Here is a 26,512-nt window from a genome sequence, read left to right as displayed (position 1 = left end):
CCTTCCTAGTATCGCTGTAAAAGACTAGCAAGTATATCTCCATCAATGTTGGCACCAGAGATCACTAAGGCAATGTTTTTCCCATCCCAACTCTCACCATGCTCCATCACAGCAGCTACCGTAGTAGCACTGCCTGCTTCCACAATCAGTTTTTCCTTCTTGGCCATTAGACTCACAGCCTTACCAATGGTCTCTTCAGATACCATTAATAGATCATCTACATAAGAAGATACCATGTGATACCCTAAGGGACCCACTCCACCTACTAATGCATCACATAAAGAAGGCTTTGTCGGATATTTTTCATGACAAACCCCTTCTTCACAAGATCGGATCATTGCGGGACATGCTTCTGTCTGTACTCCTAGAATTTTAATGCTTGGTTTAATCGTTTTTGCTGCCACTGCAATTCCACTAATTAAACTGCCTCCTCCAATCGGCACTACTATTGTATCGATTTGACTGTTCTGCTGCAATAACTCAATAGCAATAGTACCTTGGCCAGCATGTACTTTCCTGTCTGAATGATAGGAATCAATGTATGTCATTTTTTCTTCTTGAATATATTGATTCCCCAAAGTATGGGCCTCATCATAATTTTTCCCAATTTTTATTACTGTAGCTCCATAATACTCTATTTTATCTATTTTACTTTGAGGAGTCATTTCTGGAACAAACACAATGGCTTTCTGTATTCCCAGCAAATTAGCCGCATAGCTGACAGAACTACCGTGATTGCCAGAAGACACCGTGGCTACGCCTTGATGCTTTTCTTCCTCGGACAAACTGAGGATTTTATTAAAAGCTCCACGTATTTTAAAGTTTTTAACTTTTTGCAAAGACTCCAACTTAAAAAATATTCGCTGGCCTTCTCCACCTAAATAAATTGATTCTTCCAAAGGTGTTTTGCGCACATAGGGTTGAATACGACGATAAGCCTCTACCACTTCAGCATACTTCAAACTCATTTTTTACCTCTCTTCCACAACTTAAATTTCTCTCTACACACTAATAAGGATACTAGTATTATATACTAATATCCTTATTAAATCACGTTTTTACGACTATCAACATCACTCTTTATTCCTCTTCTTCTTCGATTTTGTCAACGGTCCATCCAGTAAATCCATAAACAATATTAACAATTGGCGTAAGAATATTTAGGAAAGCATAGGGCGCATAGACAAAAGGATGAACCCCTAGTGTCCCCCACATAAACACACCACACGTATTCCATGGAATCAAGGCAGATGTGACAGTTCCACCGCCTTCCAGTGCTCTGGATAGAATTTTAGGGTGAATTCCTTTTTCTTTGTACGTATCACGGTACATCCGTCCAGGAATGACTAATGCGATATACTGTTCTCCCGCTAAGAAGTTAACCGCAAAACAAGTAAGTACTGTAGCGGCAATTAAAGATCCTGTTCCTTTTGCAAACCTCAAAATATATTCTCCAATAGCGTGAAGCATTCCAGTTTTTTCTAGAATTCCTCCAAAAGAGAGGGCAATTAGAATCAGCGATATTGTCCACATCATTCCGTCCAAACCACCACGACTCAATAGATCATCTACCACTTCATAGCCACTGTCCATAGAAAAGCCATAATGTGCCGCTTCAATAACGTCACCCAAGCTGGCTCCTTGAAAAACAGCTGCAAATATAGCACCAAGAACAACCCCACTTAACAATCCTGGTAACGCTGGAACTTTTTTAACAACAATAATAATAACAACAATTGGTGGAATAAATAGCAATGGACTGATCATAAAATTCTCATTCATGGTAGAGAGCATCCTATTAATTTCTTCAGCATTCAGTTCTTGGCCAGCATATCTTAATCCAAGAATCCCATATAAAATAATCGAAATAACAAAAGCTGGAAGGGTAGTCCAGATCATACTTCGTATATGATCAAAAAGAGTGGAGCCTGCCATGGCCGGCGCTAGGTTAGTCGTATCCGATAAAGGAGATAACTTATCTCCAAAATAAGCACCTGAAACGATGGCACCTGCTACCATTCCTACAGGGATTCCCAGACCTATTCCTACTCCTAACAAAGCTATACCAACAGTTCCAGCCGTAGTCCATGAGCTTCCAGTAGAGATTGAAACAACAGAACAAATAATAGCGGTGGCCACTAAAAATATCCCTGGCGATAGTACTTGTAATCCATAATAAATCATACTAGGCACCGTACCGCTTAGAATCCACGTACCGATGACTGATCCAATAATCATCAGAATCAACACAGCTTGCATCGCCATACTAATCGACTGAATCATCGCTTCTTCTAAGTCTGACCATTTAAAACCTAAAGATACAATTCCAATCAATCCTGCCACTATGGAAGCAATAATCAGTGGTACATGGGGATCCTGTCCCATTCTTACTAAAGAAACATACAGAGTAACAATTAAAAATACAATAACAAATAACGCTTGTCCTAAGCTGGCTTTTTTCGGTTCTTTATTCTCTAACATGCTCAGTCCCCCTTTAGTTAAACCTCTTCATGAGCCCTTTCTGTTCTTGCTAGATAAACCGACCTTCGTTTTATTCTTCTATCCATTCACCCCCTAGTTCTTGAAATCGCTTTATCAAAGGAGCAAGCATGGTTCCATCACGGTTGCAGCGAGTCATTCTTTGAATCAGCTGCTTTGCAAAACCCATGTCTTGCTCTTCCAGCGCTAGTAATAAAGCATTTTCCTCCGCAGGGCTATATATCTCTTCTTTGTATTGGTTTTCGTCAATGCTTTGAAAAAAAGTTTTATAGATCACGTAGGCTTTCTGTGTGTCCTCTAGCTCTAAATAACAGCTCGCCTGTACCAGTAGTAGTTCTTTTGCTTTAGGGAAAGCACTGGTTATTTTTTCTAGATTTATAATACACTGTTGATAATTTTTCTTTTTCAAAGCTACCTTTGCATCTTGATAGTAGACTTGATTCTGATCCGTTTTTTTTCGCCACATCCTCCTTAAAAACAAGATCCCAGCACCTACAAAAAAAATGGGAGGATATCGAAAACTGCTAAAAATTAGTCCTATCCCCACAAACCCCATAAGTGTTTGCACCTTGTACGGACTACTTTTTGCACCAACCTCCAAATTTCCAGTTAAGAACTGATTTATAACTGGGTTCCCAATGACTTCCAGTCCTTTTTCTTTTTTTGATTTTTTCTTATGCTCTGCCATACATCCTCCATTCCAACAAATGTTTGCACTTTTTTTGCAATACGAATAAGATGTTTATGACATTTCAACATTCCTCTCGAAATATTTGAATAGTTAAAAAAATTATACTTCTCGCAACCCTATTTGTCAATAGTATGACAGTTGACGCAATTTTCCAACTATCATAAGTGACAAGCCATCGCCTTGCCGCTCAAGGCTTATTTAAAATGATTCTCATTATATTACCTTGTTTTTTTTGATTTTGCATGGATTATTTCTTGTTCTCGTAAAAATATCTTGTTATACTAAAATTATTCTTAGAGAAACAACTTTTGATCATCCATCATTCAATTGAAAGGAGGCAATATAATGGCTTATGTAATTAATGATTCCTGCATTTCTTGTGGAGCATGTGAACCAGAATGTCCAGTAGACTGCATTTCCGCTGGTGATGACATGTACGTAATCGAGGCTGAATCTTGCATTGATTGTGGTGCTTGTGCTAATGTTTGTCCAGTAGATGCGATCAACCCAGAATAAGACCATAACACTGGAGCGTCCTATTTTTAAATAGGACGCTCTTTTTTAGTGACTATAGAAATTGCAGAACTTCCCTATCGCCTATCGTTAATAGAAATTACTGAAGCCAATTAGCTTTCATCCGATGAATGCTAATCCCAAAAAGTGCGAAGGAAAAAATAAGCAACAGGCCTACACTTAAAAAAACAGGTAGAATACCTTCTGCTCGAAGCGCTTCTTGTAACAAATCAACCCCATAAGTTAGGGGTAACAGATAGGAAACTGGCCTCAATAATGCTGGAAGATCTTTAATTGGAATAAATAACCCACATAAAAAGATCATTGGAAAACGAAAAAAATTCGAGAATGTTTGAGCTTCAAACACTTCTTTTGCTGCTACAGCAATCATGAGTCCTAAAAAAGTACTTGTAATAGCTATCAGCAAAACCCCACTCAATAAAACAGGCCAGTTAACCTGGCTTAAATCTGTTAAATACATCCCCAAAACCAGAGGAACCATAGCATTTAATACTCCGAAAACAATAGCTCCACCAGTCTTAGCGAACATCAATTCGTACAAGCTGACAGGAGCAAGCATTAGCCGTTCAAAAGATTTTTGTTTTTTTTCAAAGGTGATGGTCACTGCCAACATGGAGGTGGTCCCAAAAAGAATGGATAAAGCCATGACTCCCGGCAATATTTCCATCAAGTCCACCTGGGTTTCACTGCGCAAAACAAACATAAGAGTCCAGGCTAATGGAAAAATCATTCCCCAACTGATATTCGGAGGTTTTAAGTAATACGTTTGTATGTCTTTTTTCAAAATACTCATAAGAATAATGTATTTATTCATGATTAGGCATCTCCCTTCTAGAGAAATCATCGATGCCAGTAATTGAGACAAAAACCTCTTCCATGGTGGGTTCTATTCTTTTTGCTTCATAAAGATGGTATTCTTGGCTTTGAATAAAATCAACCAAAGAACTCAACTCCCGCTCTGGTGGCCATGATATTTTAAGGACTTTCTCCCTAATCACCTCTACCTTAGATACTTTCATCTCATTCTTTAAAGCCTCTATGAAGGCTTCGGATGATCCATCCAAGTGAATTTGCAAACTGGATTGATCTCTCAAAGAAGCTTTTAATGTATCTATGCTGCCTGTACGAACAATTCTGCCATCCACAATAAATGCAATGCGTTGGCAGAGACGTTCTGCTTCTTCCAGATAATGAGTGGTTAAAAAAATGGTAGTGCCTTGCTGATGCAGTTCTTCTATCATTTTTCGAATCTGTCGAGCACTAGCTACATCAATGCCAGAAGTAGGTTCATCCAGAAAAAGAATCTTAGGTTCATGCATCATAGCCGCTGCAATGGTGAGTTTTCGCTTCATACCCCTAGAGTATGCTTTATAAGATTTATCCTTCACATCATAAAGCTGAAACGCTTCCAAAAGATACAACGCTCTTTTTTCTCGATCTACTTTTTTCATCCCGTAAAGGCTACCGCAAAAGGTTAAATTTTCCAATCCTGACATTTCTGGGTACAAATTACTTTCATCCGGAACCACCCCTATTTCAGCTTGAATGGCTTCTGTCTTTGTAATTAAGTTTTTTCCTAATACTTCGATGGAACCTTCTGTGAATTCCAACAACCCAATAATCATATTGATGGTGGTGGTTTTTCCGGCTCCGTTAGGGCCTAGGAATCCAAAAATCTCCCCTCTACTCACATCAAAACCAATACCTTTTACAGCTTCCTTTTTGCCATAGTTTTTAACCAGTCCTCTTACTTTGATTGCTTCCATGCCGAATCACCCTTTTTACGTTTTTCCTCTTATCAGAGCCTAAGAATCCTGTTTATATTCGTGGCAATCTCCATCTTTCTGACAGGAATGCACCAGTCTGTCCCTTGGGAATTCCCGACGGGAAATCTCCTCCAACTCTTCCGAAATTCCTCTTATTTGTTCTTTTTGAACCTCGTAATGAGTAAAGTAACCTCTTTTTTCTCCTTTGACAATGCCATTTTCCCGTAAGATTTTCATATGTTGAGAAACAGCTGCCTTTGAAATACCTAGTTTCTTTGACAAAGCACCTACACAATAATCTTTTTCCAGTAGCAGTACCACCATTTTTAAGCGATTTTCATCCGCCAGGGCACGTAGCCGATTCAGCAGTTGTTCCATCCTTTCACCCCATCCTAGTCAAAAGCGCCTGAAAGATCAGGCGCTTTTGAACTCTCTTTATTTCCCTTACTCTTCCTTTGATTCTTCTTGCTTCTTTTCATGTCCATGACAGATTTCTTGTTGCTTCTCACAACATTCACCAGGTTTTTTGCCTTTTAATCTTTCTGGATGCTCACATTTTACTTCACTCATTCGTAATCCCTCCATTTTAAAACGCTATTCTATTTAAGTGTTTGCTTAAATAGAGTAGCATTTTCTTAACTAAGTGTCAAGGTGTCTATGTTGGTTTACAGTTTCAATCTTTCTCCCCGCCTCAACGCCTTCCTGCAAAGCATCATTTGTTGATCCATATCTTCCAATTGATTTCGAAGCATTTGTTCTTCATCACTGGCTACAATGACTTTTTCCACCCCACCGTTTTTCAAAACCAGTCTTTTTTGTCCATACATGGCTAACACTGGATCATGGGTCGCCATTAGTATTATTTTAGATTCCCCCAACAAAAGTTCCAATGCTTTCCCACGATGAATCCCTGCATTTTCCAGTTCATCAATTAGAACAATAGGAGCTTGACTCAAAAGAGCTGTATCCGCCACCATTAACGCCCGAGACTGTCCACCGCTCAATGCCGTTAAGCAGGTGTTTTCATCAAAACCTTCACCAGATAATTCGTTGGCTTTCTTCAATATTTGACGAATCACTTTCTCATCATTTTCAATCATTCGACTTGTTGCATGCAACTGAAGATACTCTTTTACAGAAAGATCCATTACAAAATTCATATTTTGTGACAATTGCGCTACCATCTTATGCTCAACAGAAAACCGCCACTCATTATCTGGCTTTTTCCCATTGATTAAAATTTTTCGGTTGGTAGGGGTATCTCCTTGTGCCATCCACTCAATATCCGCTAATAGCTGGCTTTTACCAGAACCAGTTTCTCCCACTAAGCAAAAAATATCCCCAGGCACCATTTCCAGATCCAGGTTTTCAGTAGATCCATCCTTATGAGTTCCACCCATCAACCGAACAGACTCCACGTGAAAAGCCTTTGTATTTCGAACCTTCCTAGCATGCTCTACAAAGGCTTCAAATCCATCTTTCAATGATTCCCTGCTGGTGCCAATGTCTTCCAATTCACGTCGCCTTAGTCCACAAATCACTTCCCCAAAACTCAGATCTGAATTGTTCAACGTTAACCCATGACTGGTAAAGTAGGTTTCCAGATAAGGTTCCTGCTCTAACAACGCCTTAATTGATATGTCCAGTTCTTTCATAGGTATCCCCTTTAGTTTTCCAAATTAATTTTCCTTATCCTGGGTCGACACACAATCCAACTTAATCATACCAATACGCCACCCCTCCCTCTTAAGCTCTTTACAGGCTTTTAAGGTTACGGAGGTTTTGCCAGAAGAAGGAGGCCCGGCTACTGTAATCAGCTTCATGCTTCACTTCCTTTCCTAAAGGTTAAAATATGGTAGAAGATCGTTTTCGATAGAGTAAATATAAAAAGAACGGAGCTCCCATGATGGATGTAACGACGCCCACAGAAAGCTCAAAAGGTTGAAAGATGACCCTGGCAATCGTATCGGAAAACATCAGCAACCCTCCTCCTATAATAGCTGCCATAGGAATTTGATACCGATAGTCTGATCCAATAATAAGCCTGGCCATATGGGGCGCTATAAGCCCTACAAATCCAATTGTGCCAGCCACACTAACGGCACTCCCAGCTAAAATCGCTGAAATAGCAATAATAATGGTGCGATACCAATGAACAGACACTCCTATGCTATTTCCCATTTCTTCCCCCAGTGCAAAAATGTTCACTTTTGGACTGATGACCATAGCCATCAGTAATCCGACCATGCTATAGGGCAATAAGGTATAGAAGTAAGGCCAACTCCTCCCAGAAAGACTTCCCAGGAGCCAACTGTAGGTAACTTCCAACTCATCCGCATTGAGTGTCATCAATCCCGAAGTCAACGCACTAAAAAAAGCGGACATCGCCACTCCCGCCAGCACCAGATGCACCGTAGCCGAACCCGTTTGCCGATTCATGGACAGTAAGTAAATCAACATTGCCGCCACCAGCGCACCAAAAAAGGATGCCACAGGCACGTATTGGATGGCCCCCGGAAAAATGACCATGACCACTACGGCGGCCAGCCCAGCTCCAGCGTTTACGCCAATGATATTGGGAGAAGCCATGGGGTTACGCAAAACTCCCTGCAACAAAGATCCAGCTACGGCCAAATTCATACCCACCAACATTCCCGTAAGAACTCTGGGCAGCCGAACATTCCAGATAATCTGATTTGCCAGCCCTTCTGTCTGCTGTCCCATCAGGACATCCCAAACCTGTTGAAGGGTAAAATCAATGGTTCCATTGGCTATACCATATAAAGCCAGAAGAATGGAAACAGCAAAAGCCATTCCCATTCTTACCATACGCCGTCTTTGAATCTTTGTGTTTTTTTTCAAAACCTCCATAAGTCTGCTCCCGCCTTTTATTCCTTGGATAAGATCACATCAGCCGCCATCTGGTACATTTCTCCTACTGTGGCACGTCCTGGATGCAACCGAAAAGGAAGCATATGAATATTATTATTTTTCACTGCTGATAGATCCGCCCACAAAGGATTTTCCTTATAGCTGGCAAGCCTTTGCTCATTATTCTCTTTATCATTGCTGGCAGGTCGGATTAGAATCACATCCGGATCCGCTTCCGCAATCGTCTCTATATCGAAGGAAATAAAAGTTTCCTGTCCAGCACCTGGCATGTCTTCTGGTACAATGTTTTCAATCCCAAGTCCCGTCAAAATCGCCCCAATTCCTGAAGCTGTCTGTGCCGCTCTGATGCTGTCTCCATCTTCCAAAATTAAGCCGGTTTGTATCTCTGTTTTTTCACGAATCTCCTCTTTCAAATTTGCAGCAATCGCTTCTACTTCGCTAACAAAAGCCATGGCTGCTTCTTCTCGTCCCAAAAGCTTTCCTAAGTACAAAGCCGAATCATAAAGTGGTGCTTCTCCTACTTGGGCAGGATCCAACACGAAAACTGGTACTCCTATTTCATCCAGAGATTCTACCATCTGTCCCTGATGACGATAGTGAGCCACAATAAAGTCCGGCTCCACTGCGTAAATCGCCTCAATATTAACATTCCCTTGGACCCCTATTTTAGGCAGTTCTTCTGCTTCCGGACGAATGCGATAATTGTCCACAGCCGCTACCGGCTCCATCCCAATAATATAAAGCCCTTCCATTAAATTAGCCGTTAGGGCAACAGGGCGTTTTATGTCCTCTGGGATTTCCACTTCTCTTCCCATATGATCTGTCACCAGATTTCCATCACTGCTTTCTGGCTCCGACTCCATCGCCTCCTCCTCTTGGGAAATTTCCGCCTCTACAACCTCAGCACTTTGATCTGTATTACCACAACCGAATAATATCATCCCTGGTAGGATCAAAACAATCATCCAAATCAACCACTTATGCTTCCGTTTTACCGTCATTATTTCACAACTCCTTTTTTAATTTCAATCCATTTTCCATCTCTTTCCTCTACATCATCCGAAATGACCCGATACTCTATATTTTCCATTCCATCAAAGGCTTCTTTTGCCCATTGACGGACATTCTCCAAGGAAGGCCGAGGCCCATCCCCTCGTTTTTCTCTGGCTTCCCGATTTGCTTTTAATAGTCTCTTGCGCATTGTGTCTGGTGCATAACGTCCCAATCCACCCCCTATAAAAGCAATGCCTTCCGGCTTTAAAATACGGGCAATTTCCTGTAGTCCTTTTACTGGTTCTTCCCAAAACCACAAAGAACCTCTGCTCATGGCAAAATCCACAGTATCACTATCCATGGGTATTGAAGCAACATCTGCTTCTATAAAGTGAAGATGATTCTCTAAGTCCCAAGCTGAAACATTTGCTTTGCATTTTTCTATGGCTTCAGGGGCATAATCCAGAAAATACATTTCCATATTGGTTATTTTCGCCAGTTCCAGACCCAAATATCCAGGACCGGTTCCAATATCAACAGCAATACCACCATCCAAGGAATAATCGTCTACAAACTGTTGGGCCAAAAGGGGGTAAATGGGTTGTAACATCGGGTAAAAGCTCTTTAACATGCCCTCATCTCTCCTTTACTTTGTTTTCAAATCTTTTTCCACTGACCCAATTATTTTCAACATTTCTTCCCAACTGTCCCATTCAGCAATCCACTGATTATCCTTTTGAAATCCACATAATTCATCTTTCCCCATAGCAGGCCAGGCTCCTTGTTTTTGAATATATTGCTGAAGAGAGGCTTTCATACTAATTTCCATGGGGTTAGTAATCCTGCTATTTCTTTTTTGAACCATCACTTGCGGCAATGGAATCGCCCCTTCTTCTACTGGAAGAATTTGAATCCCTCTCGACTCACCCATCAAAGAAAAAGATTGGTTAGCCACGCCTATTTCAAATTCACCTGCAATCACCTTTTCGATAACCTGCGGTGGAGAGCCTACAAATGTCACCTTCGAAAGAAAGGCTTCGTAAAGAAGCGGTGAATGCTTTTTCAAAAAACTTAAAACCACTTTTGAGATAGGTGTATCACTATCCGGCATGGCAATAGGGGTATTCATTTGTGCTACTTTTTCCCAAGAATAAATAGATGATGCTGATTCTACCCCAGTGTCTTTCATAATTAAAACTGCAGGCATGAAGTAGATGGGTGTATACATGCTCTCCCGCTGATAAAATTTTTGAAATTCAGGTCGTATGGATGCGGTTAGGTCCATTGGGCTTGGCTGAAAAAACAAGTCCGCTCCCAGGTCTTTTGCCTTGGAAAAATCGCTAATATGCGCCATGGCCATATCTGGTATGTCTCGGCTTTTTATTCTTTCTTCCAGCCAGCTGATAGAATGATCATGAGCCGGCTGACTGACAACAGGTGGAGTTTTCCCCTTCCCTCTCTGGTTAAAAAGAAAATCTTCCACTTCTTCCATGACATAACCTCGTAAATTCATTGGTATATGAAGTAACGCTTCCATCTCATCCATCCTTTCTAATGATCATGAACTGAGCCACTTTAGGGTGCTGAGTTCTTTTTGCATATCCATCGTTTTTCTTTTTCTGCCTTCTGGCACTACAACAGATCGGCAACAAGATTTTGTTCTACAGACTTGTGCTCTAATACCATATACTTGTTTGATAGATTCTTCTGTCACCACCTGTTCTGAATTTCCCATTTGATGTACTTTTCCCTGATGCAGTAAACAGATTCGATCCGACACTTCCAATGCATGGTTAATGTCATGAAAAACAGAAATAACCGTTTTCCCAAACTTTTCTTTCAGTCGGTTGATGATTTCAAGCAACTCCCACTGATGTTTTAAATCCATATAGGTTACAGGTTCATCCAGCAGAATGATGGGAGTATCCTGGGCCAAAGCCATAGCAATCCATGCACGTTGACGTTCGCCGCCAGACAATTGATCGACCAGCCGATTTTCAAAGGCTTCAAGTTTTAAATATTCCAAAGCCCATCCAATGGCTTCCTTGTCTTTTTCCGATAACATCCAGCCTGTACGCTGATGTGGAGTTCTTCCAAATGCCACTAATTCACCAACCGTGACGCCTGGCATTTTTTCTTGGAACTGAGGCAAGAAAGCCACCATTCGTGCCAATTCTTTTCGTTTATACGCCTTCAGTTTTTTTCCATCCAATTGAACACATGCTGGATTATCCAATTTCAACAAACCGCTGATGCATCGAAGCAACGTGGATTTTCCTGATCCATTGGGCCCTATCAAGGATATGATTTCCCCCTGTTTGGCAACCATGGAAACTTGATAAAGCACTTGATCCTGGCCATAAGAGTAATTCAATTCTTGAACAGACAACATTATTTCCCCTCCTTTGCTTCATAAAAAAACCCTCCACAAAAGCGTATAAAATCGCTTAAAGTGAAGGGTTCACCCACAGAACCACCTTCCATTTATTCTTTTTCTTCTGGCCATTCCACTACATATCGATATTGCTTCCCGCAATGAATAATCACTTCTTTCTGACTTTTCTTGAGAAATCTCATTTCTATTTTCATCTCTCCAAAGCCATCGTGTTGAAACAAAGAATAATATATTTGCTTAATTGACTCTAAGACCGCTTCATTTTCTTTTGGCATTTCCATCAGCACCTTAAATGTAATTGATAATCATTCTACACACTAAAGCATAAAGGGCATTTGTCATTTTGTCAAGAATTTTTCTCCTTTTTTTCAACAACACGATATTGATAATCGTTTTCTTTAGTGCTATGATAAGAATTGTCTTACACTCAAATAATTTTATTCCTAGGAGGTATCCCACGTTGATTTTACCTATGCTTTCCCATAAAAAAAGAGTAGCCCAATTTCTTTATTTTATATTTCTTATCCTTGGGCTTAGTATTTATTTCTATTCCCATCACCGTCATGATGCTTGCCTTCATGGAATTATCCAAGAGTTACAGCACTATCAGCAACACTTCTTCTTGAAAGCTGCCTGTGCCTTTTTGCTGCTTCGATTTCTTTTTGCTTCCCTGGCAATTCCAGGAGGGGGTCTAATCACCTTGGCTGGTGGCGCAATTTTCGGATGGCTCCCTGGGTCCCTTTTAGTGCTTTTTGCCAACACGACAGGCTATATGATTGTATTTTTCTTAACTCGCTTCGCTTTTAAAGATTGTGTTGAAAAACGATTCCAAGGTTCTTTTCAACGCATCAGACAAATTTCCAATTGTCACGGCCCCACTTTGCTTTTTATGTTGCGAATGATTGAAATCGTTCCGTCCTTCGTTGTTAACTCCTATTTCGCCTTAACCGATATGAAACCTCGTGTCTATTTTTTCTTCACTCTACTGGGAGCTTTTCCAGGAATCATACTTTTCACCCATATTGGAGTTCAAATCGCCACGGTTCGCCAGTTAGTAGATTTAGTCAGTATTCCAGTCTTGATTTCCTTTGGGATTCTTGCTTTCTTACCTGTTTTATCAAGTTTTGCCCTGCAAAAGACTAACGGCAGACATAAACATATGCTTCCTTTCCATAAATAACTCTTTCTATAAATAACTCTTTCTATAAAAGCCTTGGGTACAGTGTACCCAAGGCTTTTACGTTTTTTGTCTTTTTATTTTTTATTAGGAGCAAAACTGTTGAATTACCATCTCCGGCTCTTTCTGGGCCAACTGTTGTCTTACAAAGGTTTTTGCATTTTCTATTCTTTCGTAAGTTCGATCCGAAAGCATGGGATTTCCATAGATTTTCCAACCGTTGACTTTTGTCAGCTTTAGAGAAGGATGACCTATGTATCCCAGTACATCTTTCAGCGGATACCCCAGAAATACGCCAATTTCATGAGGCATTTCCCCAGAAGAAATTCTCAACACTAAGATATCCATATATGCTTCTATATTCACTTCTTTGGGGTAGCCTTGTTGCATAAGAAATCGATGATTTCGGCTATCTTCTAACTTTTCTTTTAATGCAGCACCATGATAAAAAAGAATCTTTTGTCTGCCATTTTTCATCAAAAATTTACGAAATCCCACACAAGGAATTTTTCTAATGTACTCCTGAATCATCGCAATTCTTGTTTTCCCTTCTTCATCGTCACCAGAAAAACAAAGTAGTTCGGCAGGTTTCACCGCCAACAATACTGGAGCCAATTTTTCTGTTATCCAGTGTTGAAACCCTCTAGAATCCCTTAGGTCATGGTAATAACAATGTTTCATCTTCATAGCCTCCCGCCGCATGTTAATGATATTGATTTTCATTAACAATATCATCCCTGCACTGAAAAGTCAAAATATATTTTACCTCTCTTTATTGGTAAAGATCCGCCTTTATGCTTGTTGACATCTTGGAAAAAAGGTCTTATAATCTATCTGTACTATCTGTTTTAGTACACTTGATTACCTATTCCTGGGCCGCAAGGATTTGAAACCAAAGCCTTGTTCTCCCACTGAAGTAGCCCCTATCATTTAAGAAAGGAGGTGTCTGTCATTATTCAGCTAGAAAATGTTAGGAAGGTATACCGCTTAGGCGACGAGAAAGTAGTGGCTGTAGATAAAATTTCCCTTTCTATCAAAAAAGGGGAGGTATGCTGTTTTTTAGGAACTTCTGGTTCTGGAAAATCAACGCTTTTAAACCTAATGGCAGGACTGGAAAAACCAACCAAAGGCACCATAAGCATTCAAAAGCGAAGAATTGATTTGATGAACGAAAAACAGTTAGCTTTTTTCAGGCAACGAAACATTGGCTTTGTGTTTCAGTCTTACAATTTAATGCCGCTCTTAACAGCGGAAGAAAATGTGAGCCTTCCACTCACTTTCCGTGGTGTCCCTAAAAAAGAGCGACTTCAACGAGCCAGAAAAATGCTAAAAGACGTGGGGCTGGCAAAATATGTGGACCATCGTCCATCCCAAATGAGCGGTGGTCAGCAGCAGCGTGTTGGCATTGCCAGGGCTTTTATTGCTCAACCCCCTGTTATCTTTGCCGATGAACCTACTGGTAACCTAGACTCTAAAACAAGCAAAGAGGTTTTAGGAATCATGTTGGAGATGGCAAAGCAAGAACAACAAACACTAATTATCGTGACCCATGACCCCGGCATTTCCAAACATGCCAATCGCGTTTTTACATTTTTAGACGGAAACATTGAACAGGAGGACCAAATGATATGAATCGTTACAAGAACATGTTAATCCCTTGTATTTTATGCACTGTTTTATTTTTCTTTATTTTACCTTTTCAAAGCCTAGCCATGAGTCATCAGCCAAACCTTACTCTCTCTTCCCGGGCATCTACGGTTACAGCAGAGGCAGGTGAATCGATTCGTCTACCCATCCCTATTCAAAACAGTGGTTTAGGATCGGCTAGAAACTTGATTATTTCCTTAGAAACTGGCGACGACTCACAAAACCCTATTGATATTAAAACATCCGATATGCGAAAAAGCCATTCTCAAATTAACGGCCATGATCAAAAAGTCATTTTTTTTGATATAACACTGAAACGCAATATTCCTACGGGAACTTACGCTGTCCCTTTTTCAGTAACCTATACGGATCGAAACTTTGGCTCAAGTTCATCTTTTTCTGCCGAAGTGCATATTAACGTTAAAAACAATCTAAAAATGCCATCTGTTAACATAGAAGAAGTGAACATTCCTAATGAACAACTCCTACTAGAAGAAAATCAAACTATTGGAATCCTTCTTAAAAACAGCAGCGATTTAGCCATTAAAAACTTGAATCTAGAACTTCAAGGAAGCGATGCTACTGCACTAAACATTAATCCATCGCACCGTAAACAGCATTATGAAAGTCTAGATCCAGAAGCTACACAAAATATTGTTTTTTCTGTTAACCCTTCTGAATCCTTAGAACAACGAAATGCTGAACTAGATCTTGTCCTCCAATTTGAGGATGACTATGGAAAAACCTATGAAGTAACAGAACCCCTTACATTGCCTATCAAAAAAGGAGTACTATCCCAAGGCGTTGAAATCCAAGATATTCTAATCCCAACCCATTCTTTAGAAGCTTTCGAAGATTTCACGCTTTCCTTTTCCATACACAACAACACAGACCGAAAGTTAGAAGGCCTTCGCATCCTTACGGACGGAAAGGATGCTTTGCTGCCCAAAACTCCTTCTAAAACCCATGTGCAACAACTTATGCCTGGAGAAGCCAAAAGTTTTAGCTTTACCTACTTCCCTACGGACGGGTTAGAGTCTCGCAATTATCCACTAGAAATAAAAGTAGAATCCGCCGGAAGTCAACAAGATCCATTAATACAATATACAGGCGTCATGGTTGGAACACCAACCACTGGAAGCACTCCTAGAATCATCATTGACCATTACGATTATCAGGCTGAATTTGTTAAGGCCGGCGAAGAATTCCCATTATCCCTATCCTTTTACAATACCCATGCCAACGAAACCATAAGAAACATTCAGATTTCTATTACTTCTGATGGAGAAGTCTTTGCACCTGTTAACAGCAGCAATTCTTTTTACATTTCTCAGATTGCACCAACACAACAATCCATCCAGAAAATTTCCTTACGACCCAGTCCAGATGCGGATTTTCAAACTCACAATCTGTATGCGGATATCAAGTATGAAGATTCGTCAGGAAAAGAATATGAAACACGAGAATTAGTTGGCATACCAGTAGTTCAAGAAACGAGTCTTTCCTTAAGCGATGTAGAAACTAGCATGGATGCCTTTGTCGGTGATCCAGTCCCCATCAGCATCGATTTTTATAACGTAGGGAGAGGCCTTATTCGAAATCTAACCATCTCTATTGAAGGAGATTTTGATACGCAAGATGGATCTCTTTATATCGGAAATCTGGATCCTGGTGCCAATAATTACTATGATGCAACGTTAATCCCTTTACAGGAAGGGACGATGGAAGGAATCATTATCTTTCAATACGACGATGAGATTAATCAATCCCACCGCCTTGAAAAGGAGTTTTCTCTTGAAGTGATGGAAATGATGATGCCAGATGATTCTTTTGATGATGCTATGATGCAAGAACCTGAGTCTTCGTCTTCTGGAAACTATTGGCTTATGGTTTTTGTTTTAATGATAGGTGGTGGAGCTGCATTCTGGTATCGAAGAAGAAAGAAAAAGAAAACAGAGGCAGACTTGGAGGATGTTGAGGATCATGAATAAACTGGATTTATTCAAAATGAGTTGGGACAGTTTACTGCGACGCAAAACCCGTACGATTCTGACCATTCTTGGCGTTGTCATTGGAACCTGCTCTATTATCGTTATGTTATCTTTGGGTATCGCAATGGATCGAGGGTTTCAAGACTTTCTCCAGGAAATGGGTGATTTGACGGTTATTGAAATCCATCAACAAGGACATTTCGCAGGTAGTTCTGCAGGTTCTAGAACCCAACAGCGTCAAACACAATTAAATGACGCCACCATTGCTTCTTTCAAAAAAATACCTGGTGTAGAAGCCGTCATGGCTACTCGCGAAACCTATATGCGTATTGGTGCTGGTCGACATATTGCAAATGCTAATGTGGTAGGGATTGATCCAGAAGTAATGGAAGCTTTTGGTTTTACCGCTAGTGAAGGGCGTTTACTTCATTCCAATGATCGAGATTCTGTTATTTTTGGTCATGCTATTCCTTATCAGTTCAATAATCCTAGACTACGACAATCAGCTTACTACGGACCTCCTGGTGAAGGTCCTCCGCCTGTAGATGTGCTTACTTCTTCTATGCTCCTCACTACGGATATGCGCTACGGAGAACGGCAAACAGACCGACCAGATGCAACCGAAGAAAAAGATCCCTTAAAACACGATGTTCGTGGAGTAGGCGTTTTAAAGGAATCTCATGATCAAAAAGACTACCAAGTTTTTATGACTTTACATGCTTTAGAGACTATTTTAGAGCAAGAGCAACGCCATAGTCGAGATACCCAAAACAGATCTCGTAATGATGAATACGACGGGGTACAAATTAAAGCTACTTCCATCCATGAAGTGGAAAGGATACAGAAGGTATTGCAAGACCAAGGATTTCAGACTTTTAGCCTTCTTCAGATTCTAGACGACATGAAAAACACCGCACGAATGACTCAAGGAATCTTAGGTGGCATTGGCGCAGTTAGTTTGCTAGTAGCCGCTATCGGCATTACCAATACAATGATTATGAGTATCTATGAGCGAACTCGTGAAATAGGTGTTATGAAAGTAATTGGCGCTACTTTAACGGATATAAAAGGCCTTTTTTTGATCGAAGCTGGTCTGATTGGATTTGGTGGTGGTTTGATTGGCGTTTTCTTCAGTTACCTCATTTCCTACGGGTTAAACCAGTTAGGTGCTGGGTTTATGGGGCCTGGAAGCACTCAAAGCCTTTCTATCATCCCCATCTCCCTTGCCTTAATGGCCTTATTGTTTTCCACTATAGTCGGATTAATTGCAGGATATTCTCCTGCTCGGCGAGCCATGAAGCTTAGTGCTTTAGAGGCAATTCGAAATGATTAACCTGCCACTAAAAAGTGGCCATCAAAATCCATGATGGCCACTTTTTTATTTACCTAGTTCCAATAAAAATCGAATATTATCAAGAATTCCACCTAATCCATGTTTCTGAACCCTTCCAATTAAATTATTCTCCATCACATATTCAGAAAGTGTAATTTCAGCTAAGGCTCGATCATATCCTTTCCTTGCTTCTTCAAGAGGAATAGGTTCCCCTGTCTCCAAATCCCAGGCTCGACTGTTATCATACAACCCTTCTGGCGACATAATAAATATTTTTTCATTGTCAATAAAAGACCCTGCAGAAACATGGACTTGTTTTGCTACGAACCCCTTCTTAATATTCAAAAGATCCTGCCCTAACACTGCATCAGGTGCTAATGGCTCCCCTACCAAATTAGCTATCGTGGGAAAAAAGTCAATCTGTCCACCTGCAATGGTTACTTCTTCATTCACATCACTTCCTGGCACATGAATGAGTAGGGGTACTCGAAACATTTCATCTTCTTCATATGGTTTTTTCATAAAACGACTAACCTGTTCCTCTATCTCTATATTCCTCATATCAACACCTTGGTGATCTCCATAAATAATAATAGCCGAATCATCATAAAACCCTTCGTCTTTTAACACATTAAGGAAGTACCCAATTTGTCGATCCATATAATGTACGGACTGCAAATAATTCCCTAAGTAAGTATCTTCATATTCCTCCGGCATATCGAGCCACTGATACTCTTCTGGCAAAATAAAAGGATGATGGCAGGACACCGTAATATAAAACCCGTAAAATGGTTCTGGTGTTTCATGAAGCCATGGAATAGATTGCTTGAACAATTCATAATCACTAAGACCCAATCCAATAATTTCATTCATCTCGTATTCTTCTGCACTATAAAAAGTATCGATGCCTTGATCAGGGTATGCCTCTCGTCGTCCCCAAAAATCCGGATCATTTCCATGAAAAACCATAGTCGAGTATCCTTGTTTTTTAAGGTGTATTGGCAAGGTGTAGAAATCATTGCCTTCATATGCTTGATAGCTATACGTAGTGGTGGACGGATAAAAACCATTATGTACCACAAACTCTGAATCAGATGTATTTCCCCACCCTACCTGTTCATAAAAATTCGAAAAATAAAAGGTTTCTTTGGAAATCAGTTCATTTAGCACAGGCGTAATATCTTGACCAGCTAACTGGTGTTCCATCGGAAAAGTCTGCAAAGATTCCGCTAAAATAACAATAATATTTTTTCCTTCCAGCAATCCTTCATAACGACGTTCTGCTTCTTCCTCTTCAATGGCACTCACTACTTCTTCTGCCAGATCTGGATCCACAGCCGGAGCTGGCTGAGCCAATCGAAACAAATCATAAAGATGGTAATTAATCATTCCTAAGTTTGCTGGCCTTAAATTCCCTTCGGTACTATGAGCCATAAAATGAGTAGCTCCAATCATACTCATGGATAACAACACAAAGACCAAGGCACACACACCATTCCTATATACTGGTACGCCATAGATTCCAACTCTTCGCTTCTTTCGTTTATGCATCCAAATTCGTAAAAGAACCGTGTCCACAAAATACAAAAAATACAGAGGTCTTATAAGTGCCCATATGCTTTCAGAAACACCCCCTAATTGACCAACCTGAAAAACACTTCCCGCTGGAATCAAGGTAAAGAAATGACTAAAGTAAACTGTATTCACAAAAATCAGCCCAGTAATGAACAAATGAAGTCCCCAAAACACACTAAGATATCTTTTAGGAAATAGATAAAAAATCAGAAAATAGATGGCCGCCAGCGTCACAAAATTCATTAATGCTGCGTATATAAAATACCAGCGTACGCCCATTACCCAGTGTAAAATCATCATTTTTGCCAACAGCGTCATCACAAAAACCATGATAATTCCAATAATTTGAGAATCCGGCCTTGCCATTCTCTTGCCCCAATCCATCCAATCCCTCCTTAAAACATCCAGAAACCAATTCCCTTATCACTTTAAAATATCGCCTATTATCTCATACTCGCCCTTTATCAGTCAACCAAGGATGCCTTCCGGACACTATAGCTTCCGAGGAATTTCTGTAGGTTTACCATAATAATATCCTTGAAGAAAATCCACCTTATTGTCTTTCAAGTATTTCTGTTCGCCTTCTGTTTCTACTCCTTCCGCCAGTACCATAATATTGTTTTCTTGTGCTAGACCCATATAATCCTGTAAAATTCGTTGCTGTTCTCGATTTTTATGTATCCCTCTAATTATTTTCATATCTATTTTCATATAATTTGGCTTTAATTCCAATAAAGATCCTACAGAGGCATACCCACTCCCTACATCATCCAAAGCCGTTGCGTACCCCTTGTCTTGATAGTATCGAAGAATATGGTTTAAGTGTTTATAATCATCCACACGCTCTGTTTCCACCACTTCGAACACGATTTGCCTTGCATTTAAACCATATTTTTGAATGGCAGCATCCGTCGTCTCAAGACATTTGCTGGGATCATAGATGGACGTTGGAATAAAGTTGATAAACAGTTTATCCTTAATCCCATGTTGGGCCCCTGCTTCTATGACTTTTTCACGACATAATCGATCTAGGTAAAACATTAAGTCCATATCTTTAGCTCTTAAAAACATTTCAGCTGGCGACATTATACTTCCATCTTTTTTTACCCCTCTGCTTAATGCCTCGTAGCCATAAAGGCTGCCATCCTTCGCCTTTACAATAGGATGAAACACAGTTTTGATACGCTTATGGCTGAGTATTTCCAGTAAATCAACCCCTAAATATAAGTCCCTCCAGTACCGAAGAGATTTATATTGTTTTAAAACCTCAAAAGAAATCATAGGCTTCTCCAGAGGCAATACATAGATATCCTCTTGTTCTAACATGTTATAGAAGTCTCGTGTTATGTTTAGTACCCATTCTTCAAAATCCTGAAGCTCCACTAAATATCCATCGGCTTTTTTTTCAACATGAAATCCCATGACAGAAGCAGCCTTTTCCAATACTTCTACGTGATGATGCGTAGGCAATACTATATACACAAATCGAATATTCTTATCTATATTAGGAATCACTGCACATCGCTTGCATTCCATCTTACTCCACCTTTCATTTTTAAATATCTCTTGTATAAACAATACCCTTCATAAAACAAAGTTCACTCTATTCTTTATCAAAATTAAATTTTATCTATCTCAACCCAATTCGAATCGAATTTTTAGTGTTTTTCCTGTATAATGAAACTGTATACTATTTAACCAAGAATGTAGAAGTGGAGGGAGTCCCCATGAAACGTGTTAGTGCTTTTCAAGTGATGGGTCCTATTATGATTGGCCCATCAAGTTCTCATACTGCTGGCGCTTTAAGAATTGCTCAAATTGCAGCCCGCATCTTAAACGAAGCACCAACAAAAGTTGTTTTTCATCTATATGGTTCTTTCGCTGAAACCTACCAAGGCCATGGCACAGATCGAGCTTTATTAGCTGGAATGATGGGATATGACACGGACCATCCAGATATCCGAGATGCCTATCAACTCGCCGATAAACAACAGATACATTTTTCATTCCATCCTGCCAAGCTTGTCGAAGGAATGCATCCAAATACCGTGGCTTTGGAAGTCCAAGGAGTATCTGGAAAAACATTATCCTTAACCGGAGCCTCTGTTGGCGGAGGAGAAGTGATGATCCACGCCATCAATGGAATCCAAGTTTCTTTTACTGGTGAATATCCTACTCTCATCGTCCAACAACAAGATCGACCTGGTGTCGTGGCCCATATTACCAGTATCTTAGCTACAGCAGGTGTCAATATCGGAACCATCCGAATGTACCGAGAACAGCGCGACAACCGGGCTTTCACCATCTTAGAAACAGACGAAGCTTTAAGTCAAACCTTAGTGAACCAAATTCTAGAAAATCAGAATATCAACGATGTATTTATCATCGACTTATAAGGGTGCATTGAATCAGACATTATGAAAGGACTGAGCACATGTTTGGAAATGGACAGGAATTGCTATTGTTTTGCACAGAAAAAAATATACCAATCTCCCAAGCAATGATACTAAGAGAATCTTCACTTTTTGAAACACCTCCAGAAACTGTAAAGCAGCGAATGCTCCAACAATGGCGGGTAATGGAAGCTTCTGTATCCAATGCTTTAACTCAAGACCTTACTTCTATGGGAGGGCTCATCGGAGGCGAAGCAAAAAAACTAATGAAGAGACAACGCTCTGGTGAGTCTGTTTGTGGTGATCTTACGGCCAAAGCAGTGGCGTACGCCATGGGTGTTTTGGAAGTAAATGCATCTATGGGAGTCATAGTGGCGGCTCCTACAGCAGGTTCCTCTGGAATTCTCCCTGGAACTTTAAAAGCTTTACAGGAAAAATATTGCTGGGATGATCAGGAAATGACAGCTGCTCTGTTTTGTGCCACTGCCGTCGGCCTTATTATCTCCGAAAAAGCCACCGTCGCAGGAGCCGAAGGCGGATGTCAAGCTGAAACTGGGTCTGCTGCAGCCATGACATCCGCAGCCATCTGCGAACTAATGGGAGCTTCGCCAGAGGTTAGCCTCCACGCTGCTGCCATCTGTTTAAAGAATGTCATGGGGCAGGTCTGTGATCCTATTGCTGGATTAGTAGAGGCTCCCTGCCAAAAAAGAAACGGTATTGGAGCTGCCAATGCCCTGATCAGTGCAGAAATGGCTCTGGCCGGTATCCCCAGCCTTATACCCTTTGATGAAGTAGTGGAAGCCATGGGCCATGTCGGTCGTAGCTTACCAGAGTCCCTCAGAGAAACAGCACTGGGCGGTGTAGCTGCAACTCCCACCGGATGCTTATATAAGGAAAAACTTAAAGAAAATATCCGTAAATAATATTTAAGAAATACCAAAATTGAAAAACCAAAATCAAAACCATACAACACTGATCCATAAAAAGCTTATCCATAAAAAAGAGGACGGAGTAAACTCCGCCCTCTTTTCTATCTACCTTCTTAATTGCTTAGGCAAATTCACGATTTAAGATTTTTGCAGTTTTCCGAACCACTTCGGCTGCAACTCCAGCACAACGACTGGATCGTTCCGGAGATTGGAAAGCAACATCTTCTTTTCGGATAAACTTTGAAACTGAATCATAGCACATAGTCGACTCCGCAACTGTTACGGCATGATCCGGAAAGTCAGGGTTATATATTGGCAGTTCCGCTTGCTTGTACCAATCAAACAATTCCTTCACAAGTTCGTTTTGCCTGTCAGCGGTGAACAAACCGATAAATCCAGATGCAACGGCCAATGTCCCGCACAGGGATGCCTCCAAGGCAAATCCTCCTGCAAAAGAACGGTACATTCCGGTTGGAATTTGGTTATAGGGATATCCTGCTTCTGCTGCTAAGTAGCCGAAAAGACCTTCGGCAGTCCCGACACCTCATCCCCCTTGTTCTTTATAATACTTGTACGCTCTTTCTGCTGCTTTATCTGGATCTATTCTTTTATAGGGAAGCGGGTATGCAATATCAGATTTTTCTGCGGCTTCAGCTTCGTTGAATGTAGCCAGCACTGTGCCCATTCCTCCGAAAAGAGTAACTCCCGCCAAAGTGGTGCCCATTCCCTTTAAGAAATCTTTACGGCTTAAGCTTTTATTTTCATTTCTACTATTATCATTACTCATGATGACCCTCCTTTTCTTGGAACCTTTTTTTCGGATACATTCAATCACGTATGTTACCAACTATAGCTGCACCTTTACGTATTTCGGTCTTTTTTATCTACGAACCGTAGATGTTTTTGCTAACTTCAGCCACCGGCACTAGGGGCTGGCGTTGGTGTTGCTTCTTCTTCGCCTTCTCTTTCCGTAAGAACAACCCCCGCTTCTTCAACGGCTTTTTTCACCAGTTCCATGGTTGAATTCGATGTCCATGTAGCACCTGTTTGAACATCTACTTCCGCACTTTGTTGACGGATCATTCTCTCTGGTACTGCTCTCAAAGCTCCGTCACCAAATCCTTTGGTCTCTCCATGTTCAATAACGCGAATTTCTGTAATTTCGTCTCCATTGAATAGAACATCTAAATGAATGTCATAACGGTCCTGGAAGCCTTTGCCAGACACCATAATTCCTTCCGGTTCATAGGTTGCTAAGTCATAATTTGCTGCTGGATCTTCTGGCGCTTCACTCTCGGACAGTTCCATTCCAGTAGCTTCACTTACCGCTTTTAGAACAGCCTGTGATGAAACAGTGGCACCGGTCTCAACATCTATTCCCTCTGTGGTCTGGGTGCTAAGAATTTTTGCGATCATAGCTTCAATGGCTACATCTCCAAGATCCGGAGTCTCACTTTGATCCAACACCTGAATATCTACTATTTCATCTCCGTCCATTATTACATCCAGCACGACGTCTCCACCATAGCCGGATGCCATGGCAAGAATACCTTCTGCTTCATATTCAACCAGAGTTGATTCGTCTTCAGTATCATCAGTAGCTGCGGAAGCCTCTCCAAGTGATATGCCAGCTTCCTCAAGAGCACTGCTTACTGCTGTAATAACTGCGTTGGATGATTCTGTAGCTCCAGAATGAACATCCACATCCACCGATTGATTATCGATAATCTTTACGATCATTGCTTCGATGGCCGTGTCTCCCAATCCTTCGGTTTCGCTATGTTCTATCACATCAATGTTTATTATTTCCTCTCCGTCAATGTGAACAAAAAGTCGAACTGGACCGGCATAGCCTTCTGCTACTACTTCATAGCCTGAGACAGAACCCGTATCGCTCTCACCAATGGCATTACATCCAAAGAGTATCCCAACACTCAAAACCACCAAAAGAACGGATGCCATTATTTGCTCTCTATCCATGTTTATCCTTCCTTTCTCCTTTATTTTCCCATGTCTACAAGCCACACTCTTTGGCATAACTATTTGCTCCAAAGGCGTCCCTCGATGAGTCTTAATGCTATTCCGTTACCACTGGCATTTCATCTTCCATCCAACCTCTCATGCCTCTATAAATGGGCATTGCATCAATTCCATTAAGACGTAGATTTAGAATAGTTTGACCTGCTGTCTGTCCTGAAAAACAGGTAACATAAACTGGTTTGTTTGTGGAGAATTCATCCATTCTTTCGCCAACTTCTGCGAAAGGTATCAGTACAGCTCCTTCAATATGTCCTTCATCATAGGCTTCCTGATGGCGGATATCAACAATATCTATGGCTTCTGGGTTTCCTTGAATTAAGTCATTGACTTCTGGTGGTCGCACAATATAGTTGGTTCCTTGGGTAAAATGATGTTGGATAGCTGCCAGCAAGATTTCCTGTTCAGCAGTCCAATCTCCATGAGCTTCTGGTAATTCGTTAACTTCTGTTTCCAGGGTGTCTTCGCCAAGCTCCAGCGGTGCCCAGCCAAAGTTCATGCCGCCCTGAAGGGATACGGCGTTAAAGCCCATCAGTTGCATTGCTGCCACTGCCTGACCAGAAGTCTGACCGGTAAAACAGTAAACCATGATCTGACGGTTGGCTGGTAATACATCCATTTTTTCTCCAATTTCATTATAGGGGATGTGAACGGCACCAGGAATATGTCCTTCGGCATAATTATCTGCACCGCGCATATCTACGATGAATACAGCTTCTGGGTTATCTTGGATCATTGGAAGTGCCTCAGCAAAGGCCACCATGTTCCAAGTGCTGTTGTCTGCTGTAATGGAGTCAAAGTAGGCTGTTGTATGTTCCAAAATAACTGCAGCTTCATCCAGTTCTTCAGGTTCTTCCTCAGGTTCTTCTACAGATTCTTCTACAGTTTCTTCGATGGCTGGTTCTTCGGTTTCCGCCGGCTCTTCCGCTGGCGATCCACACCCAGCAAGTAATGAGAGGGTTATTAATAATGCTACTAGTAAACTTAATAATTTTTGTTGTTTCAAAAAAATCTCCTCCTTTTTCATTATTATTATTCTTTAATTCACAAGCTTCATCACTCACTCTATGGATAAACCACATAATTACTTGTGAAATATAAGACAAACTTGGTTAAAAAATAATTTTCTATCCCTAGCTTCACCCATTGCATCAGTTGAAATATCCCGTATGGTTTCGCAGAGAGTATTGTTTGTTCTGGTAAGCATTTCATCATGCACTCTAGTATTCATAGGGTTTTAAGGTCTTTATACGCTAAGGATAACCTTTTCCTTAGCTTTATCATATATTATTTCTTCATAAAAATCAATCTAAATTTTTCATATCTTTGCATATACGCACTTTTTTTCGGAAATTCTACGCAAAGCCCTCTATCACTTTGGGCACAAAAAAGCGGACCCACAGGATCCGCTTTCTCTTTTCTAAGGTTCTATTATACGTCTAGCATGTTCATAACGTCATATCCCGCTTCATCAATTGCTTCTACAATCACTTCCTTAAGGACATCAGCCGATAACGTTACGATCGCATTTTTAGCTTCTAAATCCACTACAGCGTCTTCGACTCCTTCAATTTTTTTCAACTGTTTCTCGACTCGTGCAGAGCAATGTCCGCAGGTCATTCCTTCGATTTTAATAAGCTTTTTCATGATAATCCTCCTT

General features: G+C 40.7%; 30 protein-coding genes. 7 read left to right on the top strand and 23 right to left on the bottom strand.

The window, feature by feature from the left end; all coding sequences use genetic code 11:
* Window positions 1–5: 5 nt before the first annotated feature.
* The 3 genes from ACZ47N_RS09855 to ACZ47N_RS09845 all read right to left on the bottom strand — a co-directional run bounded on the left by ACZ47N_RS09855 (window position 6) and on the right by ACZ47N_RS09845 (window position 3,187).
* On the bottom strand, window positions 6–968 hold the full coding sequence (locus ACZ47N_RS09855) for a threonine ammonia-lyase (RefSeq protein ID WP_464886382.1): 963 nt from the start codon (window positions 966–968) through the stop codon (window positions 6–8).
* Window positions 969–1,080: 112 nt separating this feature from the next.
* Window positions 1,081–2,481: a Na+/H+ antiporter NhaC gene (gene nhaC, locus ACZ47N_RS09850; protein WP_464886381.1), complete on the bottom strand. Its 1,401-nt coding sequence runs from the start codon at window positions 2,479–2,481 to the stop codon at window positions 1,081–1,083.
* 70 nt (window positions 2,482–2,551) lie between these two features.
* Entirely contained in the window at window positions 2,552–3,187 is a 636-nt protein-coding gene (locus tag ACZ47N_RS09845; RefSeq protein ID WP_464886380.1) for a tetratricopeptide repeat protein, read from the bottom strand.
* A 348-nt stretch (window positions 3,188–3,535) separates the two neighbouring features.
* Here ACZ47N_RS09845 and ACZ47N_RS09840 point away from each other — a divergent pair, with 348 nt between their 5' ends.
* Window positions 3,536–3,706, top strand: coding sequence for a DUF362 domain-containing protein (locus tag ACZ47N_RS09840; protein ID WP_464886379.1), 171 nt, complete (start codon window positions 3,536–3,538; stop codon window positions 3,704–3,706).
* A gap of 97 nt (window positions 3,707–3,803) precedes the next feature.
* Here ACZ47N_RS09840 and ACZ47N_RS09835 read toward each other — a convergent pair whose 3' ends face one another.
* The 12 genes from ACZ47N_RS09835 to ACZ47N_RS09780 form a co-directional block, all read right to left on the bottom strand.
* Window positions 3,804–4,538 (bottom strand): ABC transporter permease, encoded by a 735-nt coding sequence (locus ACZ47N_RS09835; RefSeq protein WP_464886378.1) that lies wholly within the window; start codon window positions 4,536–4,538, stop codon window positions 3,804–3,806.
* Window positions 4,531–5,490 carry an ABC transporter ATP-binding protein gene (locus ACZ47N_RS09830; RefSeq protein ID WP_464886377.1) on the bottom strand — a complete coding sequence of 320 codons (960 nt, stop codon included), beginning with the start codon at window positions 5,488–5,490 and terminating at the stop codon, window positions 4,531–4,533. The genes ACZ47N_RS09835 and ACZ47N_RS09830 overlap by 8 nt, the downstream gene beginning before the upstream one ends.
* 39 nt (window positions 5,491–5,529) lie before the next feature.
* Window positions 5,530–5,868, bottom strand: a complete 339-nt coding sequence (locus ACZ47N_RS09825; RefSeq protein WP_464886376.1) for an ArsR/SmtB family transcription factor — start codon at window positions 5,866–5,868, stop codon at window positions 5,530–5,532.
* A 66-nt stretch (window positions 5,869–5,934) separates the two neighbouring features.
* The gene (locus ACZ47N_RS09820; protein WP_464886375.1) at window positions 5,935–6,060 is read right to left on the bottom strand and encodes a hypothetical protein; all 126 of its coding nucleotides are present in this window, start codon (window positions 6,058–6,060) and stop codon (window positions 5,935–5,937) included.
* 95 nt (window positions 6,061–6,155) lie between these two features.
* Window positions 6,156–7,145, bottom strand: a complete 990-nt coding sequence (locus tag ACZ47N_RS09815; protein ID WP_464886374.1) for an ATP-binding cassette domain-containing protein — start codon at window positions 7,143–7,145, stop codon at window positions 6,156–6,158.
* A gap of 24 nt (window positions 7,146–7,169) precedes the next feature.
* The gene (locus ACZ47N_RS09810) at window positions 7,170–7,313 is read right to left on the bottom strand and encodes a hypothetical protein (protein WP_464886373.1); all 144 of its coding nucleotides are present in this window, start codon (window positions 7,311–7,313) and stop codon (window positions 7,170–7,172) included.
* A 22-nt stretch (window positions 7,314–7,335) separates the two neighbouring features.
* The gene (locus tag ACZ47N_RS09805; protein ID WP_464886372.1) at window positions 7,336–8,361 is read right to left on the bottom strand and encodes a FecCD family ABC transporter permease; all 1,026 of its coding nucleotides are present in this window, start codon (window positions 8,359–8,361) and stop codon (window positions 7,336–7,338) included.
* Between the two features lie 17 nt (window positions 8,362–8,378).
* Window positions 8,379–9,383, bottom strand: a complete 1,005-nt coding sequence (locus tag ACZ47N_RS09800; protein ID WP_464886371.1) for an ABC transporter substrate-binding protein — start codon at window positions 9,381–9,383, stop codon at window positions 8,379–8,381.
* The gene (locus tag ACZ47N_RS09795; protein WP_464886370.1) at window positions 9,383–10,006 is read right to left on the bottom strand and encodes a class I SAM-dependent methyltransferase; all 624 of its coding nucleotides are present in this window, start codon (window positions 10,004–10,006) and stop codon (window positions 9,383–9,385) included. Before ACZ47N_RS09795 ends, ACZ47N_RS09800 begins: the two co-directional genes overlap by 1 nt.
* Before the next feature lie 15 nt (window positions 10,007–10,021).
* Window positions 10,022–10,912: a substrate-binding domain-containing protein gene (locus ACZ47N_RS09790; protein WP_464886369.1), complete on the bottom strand. Its 891-nt coding sequence runs from the start codon at window positions 10,910–10,912 to the stop codon at window positions 10,022–10,024.
* A gap of 21 nt (window positions 10,913–10,933) precedes the next feature.
* Window positions 10,934–11,767 carry an ABC transporter ATP-binding protein gene (locus ACZ47N_RS09785; RefSeq protein ID WP_464886368.1) on the bottom strand — a complete coding sequence of 278 codons (834 nt, stop codon included), beginning with the start codon at window positions 11,765–11,767 and terminating at the stop codon, window positions 10,934–10,936.
* Between the two features lie 92 nt (window positions 11,768–11,859).
* Complete coding sequence (locus tag ACZ47N_RS09780; protein ID WP_464886367.1) at window positions 11,860–12,045, bottom strand: hypothetical protein; 186 nt, start codon at window positions 12,043–12,045, stop codon at window positions 11,860–11,862.
* Window positions 12,046–12,230: 185 nt separating this feature from the next.
* On the opposite strand from ACZ47N_RS09780, the gene ACZ47N_RS09775 reads away from it, so the two are divergent.
* Window positions 12,231–12,950: a TVP38/TMEM64 family protein gene (locus tag ACZ47N_RS09775; RefSeq protein WP_464886366.1), complete on the top strand. Its 720-nt coding sequence runs from the start codon at window positions 12,231–12,233 to the stop codon at window positions 12,948–12,950.
* 84 nt (window positions 12,951–13,034) lie between these two features.
* Here the strand turns inward: ACZ47N_RS09775 and ACZ47N_RS09770 are convergent, their stop codons facing one another.
* Window positions 13,035–13,628 (bottom strand): DUF3793 family protein, encoded by a 594-nt coding sequence (locus ACZ47N_RS09770; protein WP_464886365.1) that lies wholly within the window; start codon window positions 13,626–13,628, stop codon window positions 13,035–13,037.
* Between the two features lie 324 nt (window positions 13,629–13,952).
* Between ACZ47N_RS09770 and ACZ47N_RS09765 the strand changes: the two genes are divergently transcribed.
* The 3 genes from ACZ47N_RS09765 to ACZ47N_RS09755 are packed head-to-tail and all read left to right on the top strand — an operon-like array spanning window position 13,953 to window position 17,918.
* Window positions 13,953–14,579 carry an ABC transporter ATP-binding protein gene (locus ACZ47N_RS09765; protein WP_464886364.1) on the top strand — a complete coding sequence of 209 codons (627 nt, stop codon included), beginning with the start codon at window positions 13,953–13,955 and terminating at the stop codon, window positions 14,577–14,579.
* The gene (locus tag ACZ47N_RS09760; RefSeq protein ID WP_464886363.1) at window positions 14,576–16,585 is read left to right on the top strand and encodes a COG1361 S-layer family protein; all 2,010 of its coding nucleotides are present in this window, start codon (window positions 14,576–14,578) and stop codon (window positions 16,583–16,585) included. Before ACZ47N_RS09765 ends, ACZ47N_RS09760 begins: the two co-directional genes overlap by 4 nt.
* Entirely contained in the window at window positions 16,578–17,918 is a 1,341-nt protein-coding gene (locus ACZ47N_RS09755) for an ABC transporter permease (protein WP_464886362.1), read from the top strand. The genes ACZ47N_RS09760 and ACZ47N_RS09755 overlap by 8 nt, the downstream gene beginning before the upstream one ends.
* 45 nt (window positions 17,919–17,963) lie before the next feature.
* On the opposite strand, the gene ACZ47N_RS09750 is transcribed toward ACZ47N_RS09755, so the two are convergent.
* Window positions 17,964–19,877, bottom strand: coding sequence for an LTA synthase family protein (locus ACZ47N_RS09750; RefSeq protein ID WP_464886361.1), 1,914 nt, complete (start codon window positions 19,875–19,877; stop codon window positions 17,964–17,966).
* Between the two features lie 108 nt (window positions 19,878–19,985).
* On the bottom strand, window positions 19,986–21,029 hold the full coding sequence (locus tag ACZ47N_RS09745; protein WP_464886360.1) for an EAL domain-containing protein: 1,044 nt from the start codon (window positions 21,027–21,029) through the stop codon (window positions 19,986–19,988).
* 191 nt (window positions 21,030–21,220) lie between these two features.
* Here ACZ47N_RS09745 and sdaAB point away from each other — a divergent pair, with 191 nt between their 5' ends.
* Together sdaAB and sdaAA are read left to right on the top strand one after the other, a co-directional pair.
* A complete protein-coding gene (gene sdaAB, locus ACZ47N_RS09740; protein ID WP_464886359.1) occupies window positions 21,221–21,889 on the top strand; it encodes an L-serine ammonia-lyase, iron-sulfur-dependent subunit beta in 669 nt (222 codons plus the stop codon).
* 38 nt (window positions 21,890–21,927) lie between these two features.
* Window positions 21,928–22,809, top strand: a complete 882-nt coding sequence (sdaAA, locus tag ACZ47N_RS09735; RefSeq protein ID WP_464886358.1) for an L-serine ammonia-lyase, iron-sulfur-dependent, subunit alpha — start codon at window positions 21,928–21,930, stop codon at window positions 22,807–22,809.
* A gap of 127 nt (window positions 22,810–22,936) precedes the next feature.
* Here the strand turns inward: sdaAA and ACZ47N_RS09730 are convergent, their stop codons facing one another.
* The 5 genes from ACZ47N_RS09730 to ACZ47N_RS09710 all read right to left on the bottom strand — a co-directional run bounded on the left by ACZ47N_RS09730 (window position 22,937) and on the right by ACZ47N_RS09710 (window position 26,499).
* A complete protein-coding gene (locus ACZ47N_RS09730; protein ID WP_464888435.1) occupies window positions 22,937–23,293 on the bottom strand; it encodes a C-GCAxxG-C-C family (seleno)protein in 357 nt (118 codons plus the stop codon).
* 66 nt (window positions 23,294–23,359) lie between these two features.
* A complete protein-coding gene (locus ACZ47N_RS09725; protein ID WP_464886357.1) occupies window positions 23,360–23,602 on the bottom strand; it encodes a hypothetical protein in 243 nt (80 codons plus the stop codon).
* A 125-nt stretch (window positions 23,603–23,727) separates the two neighbouring features.
* The gene (locus ACZ47N_RS09720; protein ID WP_464886356.1) at window positions 23,728–24,795 is read right to left on the bottom strand and encodes an FMN-binding protein; all 1,068 of its coding nucleotides are present in this window, start codon (window positions 24,793–24,795) and stop codon (window positions 23,728–23,730) included.
* A gap of 97 nt (window positions 24,796–24,892) precedes the next feature.
* Entirely contained in the window at window positions 24,893–25,858 is a 966-nt protein-coding gene (locus ACZ47N_RS09715) for a rhodanese-like domain-containing protein (protein WP_464886355.1), read from the bottom strand.
* 425 nt (window positions 25,859–26,283) lie between these two features.
* Complete coding sequence (locus tag ACZ47N_RS09710; RefSeq protein WP_464886354.1) at window positions 26,284–26,499, bottom strand: heavy-metal-associated domain-containing protein; 216 nt, start codon at window positions 26,497–26,499, stop codon at window positions 26,284–26,286.
* Window positions 26,500–26,512: the final 13 nt, after the last annotated feature.

This window comes from Tindallia texcoconensis (assembly GCF_055383815.1).
Note: the sequence above shows the minus strand (reverse complement) of the source record. Positions and strands in the feature narration are given on the sequence as shown.